The organism is Streptomyces sp. AC558_RSS880, from assembly GCF_019049255.1.
GTDB lineage: Bacteria > Actinomycetota > Actinomycetes > Streptomycetales > Streptomycetaceae > Streptomyces.
The window spans coordinates 1-3566 of sequence record NZ_JAGMUJ010000208.1; the positions used below are offsets into that span (position 1 = coordinate 1).

2 protein-coding genes and 1 pseudogene are annotated in these 3566 nt (G+C 69.7%); 1 reads left to right on the top strand and 2 read right to left on the bottom strand.

Going from position 1 to position 3566, the window contains the following annotated elements; genetic code table 11:
• Positions 1-52 precede the first annotated feature (52 nt).
• Positions 53-902: pseudogene (locus tag KUM38_RS40935) on the bottom strand (transposase family protein).
• A gap of 366 nt (positions 903-1268) precedes the next feature.
• On the bottom strand, positions 1269-1730 hold the full coding sequence (locus KUM38_RS40940; protein WP_217137231.1) for a cupin domain-containing protein: 462 nt from the start codon (positions 1728-1730) through the stop codon (positions 1269-1271).
• Positions 1731-2365: 635 nt separating this feature from the next.
• On the opposite strand from KUM38_RS40940, the gene KUM38_RS40945 reads away from it, so the two are divergent.
• Positions 2366-2728, top strand: coding sequence for a DUF1304 domain-containing protein (locus tag KUM38_RS40945; RefSeq protein WP_217137232.1), 363 nt, complete (start codon positions 2366-2368; stop codon positions 2726-2728).
• The last annotated feature ends 838 nt before the right edge of the window (positions 2729-3566 follow it).

Here is a 3566-nt window from a genome sequence, read left to right on the forward strand (position 1 = left end):
GGCGAAAGTCGCATGCGTCGTTCGGGCTGGGGGCCGTTGGAAAAGGACCTGCTCAGCAGGTACCTCGCTGACGGCCCACCAGTACCCTCTGGCACAACCTGTGCGAAGCCGCCCTGGGCGAGGTGAAGGCACACAGCACCTGCTGGATGCGTCGGGGCGAGCAGCGTGCTCTGCGCATGATGTGCCAGGACTTGAGTTGGGCGGAGGCTCGTTCACCGGGCGCCCTGAGGCGGGCGTGGTCGCGGTTGAACTGCTGGTAGTGCTCGGGCTGTTCGCTGTGACGGTAGGTAGTACGGGGTGCGGACGGTGGCGTCGGCCCCCTGATAGGCGCGGTCGGCCAGGACAAGGATCTGTCGGGTGAGGCAGACCTGCACGATGCCGTGGGCCCGGGCCGCGGTCAGGTCGTGGGTGCGACCCGGTGTCGCGCGGGAGAACCACAGCGGTGTGCCGTCGGGGCGGGCGATGACCTGTACGTTCATGCCGTGCTTGCGGTGTTTCATCGAGTAGTACGGCTCGTCCGCGCGGATCCGCTCGATGGGGACCGGAGTGCCGTCAACGATGACGTGGTGGCCCTCACCGAGGCCGGTGAGGGCTTCATGAAGGCCGGGCGCCCAGGCGGCCAAGACGTCCAAGGCCTCGTCGACGTACCGCCAGGCGGTGGCCTGGGATATCCCGAACCCGGCTCCGGGCTGTGAGAACGTCTCGTTCTTGCGCAGGTGGACGGAAGTAAGCAGCGCCTGCTTGAAGCAGCCGAGCTTGCGCCGGCGGGTGTTGCGAGCCCGACGGTGCTCGTACAGCAGCCAGGAGACATGCTCGACGAGCTCATGCGGGACGTCGAGCATGGCCCGATACGGAACCAACAGGGCCCCTTCGGTCGCCGGTGTGCTGAGTGGAATCACCACGCCGACGACGAGGGGCCCTGCCTCGTCACCACACCCGTTGACCAGCCCTTTTCACCCTCCACCACAGGATGAAAGAGGCTCACAGACGCTGATCAAAGGCCCGACCGCCGTACGGCCCGGCGCGAGGCCGGGCCGCTTCCCGGGTACGGTGCTTCTGCTCCACGAGCCGGAAGCACGCGGCCCGCTCACGGGCCGAATTCCCAGCCCTGGGGGCTTCCTGTTCCGGCGGATCCCAAAGCCCGTCGCACCCCTCGGACCGGGGTGTCGCAGCAACCGCCGGAACTGGGGACGGCCGAGGGCCCTGTCATGCCACCACCCGCCCGACCAGCCCGCTCACCCTTCGAAGGCAGGAGGAAAGAGGCTCGGTCAATGGGTGTGGGTGGTCACCAGAGGCTTAGTCTCGTCAACGACGTAGGTGGACAGCATCATCGTCGTCACCTTCCCGACGTTGCGGGCGTTGTGAATAGTGCCAGAGGGAATGAAGAAGGGATCACCAGTGCGAAGCCGCATGGTGGTCCCATCGTCGAACTCCATCAACACGTCACCGCGGACGATGTACCCGACCTCCACTCCCGGGTGGCTGTGGCGGCCCGACTCCTTACGCCGGGGAATCTCGACGAGTGTCTGCACGGTCTTCCAGCCCTTGGCGGGCGAGGGGTTCTCCTGAAGCAAGGTGCGCGTCACACCAGCGGTCGGATCGGAAACAGACGAGTGATGACCATGGGACGCCGTGGACGAGGCCTCGGCAGCCGAGGCAGAAGGGGTGGCACCGAGCGCACCGGCTGCCACCACGCCACTGGACCGCAGAAGAGAGCGGCGATTCAACACAATGAACTCCTTCGTGATTCGGCACCGGCAAAGACGCCGGGACATCATGGATTCGAAAACGCTTTCCCGGAAGGCGCGGCGGAGGATCGCACTGGGAAGCGCGCCATGACCTTCGAATCGGCGTTCCCCTCCTGTGAACGACCGGAACAGCGTGACGGTTCACCCTGCGACATTGCGTCTCGGACAGCGGACCGCCGACGGGCGCTGTCACGTTGTGGAGCGTTTGAGTGCCTGACAGGGCGTCGGATGGAGCGGGGCCGGTGAGCGACCGGCCCGGACGGCCGGCACGCCGTCACGGTCGCCGCCGGATCGGGGCCCCTGCCACGACCCCGGGCCTTCGGACGGCCGCGGGCCCCTGGGCGTTCCGGGCCGGCGCGCGGGCCCCGGCCGCCGGGCGGCGGGGCCGTCGTCGCCGGCCCGGACGGCCCGGGGGCACCCGCCGTCTTCATCGGCGACGCCGGCCGGTGAACCGCGCCACCTCCAGGCGCGTTTTCCCATAGGCGGCCGGGCCGGAGACGAGCCGGAGAACAGCGGGAGACATCCCGCCCGCCGGGGCCTTCCGCGCGGGGTGCGCCGCGAACGGAACGGTTCCGAAGAGACAGCCCGGCAGAGGGCTCGAGGAGAAGGTGAGGGCGATGGAGACAGCAGCGGATGCGCTGGTGGGCCTGGTGGCCGCGTTACATGTGTACTTCTTGGTGCTGGAGATGTTCCTGTGGGAGAAGCGGCCGGGTCGTGAGCTGTCGGGCTTCGACGCCGAGATGGCGCGGGCCACCGCTCCGCTCGCCGCCAACCAGGGCCTCTACAACGGTTTCCTCGCCGCCGGACTGGTCTGGGGCCTGGTCGCCGGTGAGCCGACGGGCTTCCGAGCCCAGGTCTTCTTCCTCGTCTGCGTGCTGATCGCCGGAGCGTACGGCGGTGTCACCGCGAACCGCCGCATCCTGATCGCCCAGGCGATGCCCGGGGCGTTGGCCCTCGTCGTCGTCCTGACGGTCCGGTAATCCGCCGCCGCCCGGGGAGCAAGGGCCGGGGACCGGGGCCACAGTCTCACAGGCGGGATCCGTCACGATGACTGCCCAGCGAGCGTCTGGTGCTATCGGGAAACAGACCGGGGCCGGCCTTCCCCAGCCCCGTTCCCGGGCACTGGTGCCGCCGGGGATTCCAGGCGGCCCCCTACCGTGGCCGTTGCACACCCGGCCGGCGGTACACCGGACGCCCATCGGCCGCGTTGCCGTCGCAAGGACAGCGTGAGGCGGGCCGTACAGCCGGGACCGGAGGTGACGGCGGCCTCCGGTGAGGACGGCGAGCCGGACGGCCACCGGACCCACGCCCGCCGGGGCCCCGGCGGCTGGGAACGGCGCGCGGACCGCCCCCTAACCGTTCGCGCTACGCGGCGGTCCGGTTGGTGGCCGGTCGGGCGCACCGGGGAGCGGAGCCTCGGACGCCCGGCCGAGAGGGAGGGCATCCGGACCGGGGGCTGCCCGTCCGGCACCGCCGGCCGACGTTTCCCCCGCACCGGGACGACACGCGAGTCCGCCGCCGGGCGCCGCTCGGCCCGCGCGCCGGTCACCAAGCGGGCGGTGGCGGACGGCGCGGCCGGTTTTCCCGGGCCCCGCGCGCTCCGGGCGCCAGCCGGACCGTATCGTTTCGCGCCCCGCTGCTTCACCGCTCCTTTCCAAAGTCGTTACAGGCTCTTCCTCCACGATCCCCGAAATGCGTCCCCTGCCCATCTTCCCCATCGCTCAAGGATTTCGAGAATGTCTGAACCGAATAAGGCGTTGGATGCCCTGGTGTTGGCGTTGACGGGTGAGCGGTTGCCGAGGGTGGATGCGGGTGGTG

What these genes read in the sequence shown, in the direction of transcription:
- KUM38_RS40945 (WP_217137232.1), top strand. Translation starts at nt 2,366, where the DNA reads ATGGAGACAGCAGCGGATGCGCTGGTGGGCCTGGTGGCCGCGTTACAT.